The sequence below is a fragment of the Psychrobacter sp. GW64-MNA-CIBAN-0177 genome (assembly GCF_040309585.1).
Classification (GTDB): Bacteria; Pseudomonadota; Gammaproteobacteria; order Pseudomonadales; family Moraxellaceae; genus Psychrobacter; species Psychrobacter okhotskensis.
The window spans coordinates 1-250 of sequence record NZ_JBEOOY010000466.1; the positions used below are offsets into that span (position 1 = coordinate 1).

Sequence of the window (250 nt, forward strand, 5' to 3'; positions counted from 1 at the left end):
CTGGACCATCAGGTAGCGATCCCTCCCTACATCCTGCAGGCCATTCACTTCGCACATGGGCACATATCCCCTCTGCTGCTCACCAGAATCCTACACTATCGAGTTGCCCGCCAAATCCATGCCGATCCCTCAGGGCAACCACGACTAGCACTCCTCGGGGGGCAGGTTGAGCGCTTCCAACGCGGCGAAATCGATCTGATGTTCCTAAAAGCTGCGGTCGCCCTTGCGTTACCAGGCGATGCCATTAATT

The 250-nt window shown here is 56.8% G+C and carries 1 protein-coding gene; it reads left to right on the forward strand.

From position 1 onward, the window contains the following. On the forward strand, nucleotides 1-250 hold a 250-nt coding region (locus AAEY79_RS15875), incomplete at both ends, for a hypothetical protein (RefSeq protein WP_352289619.1).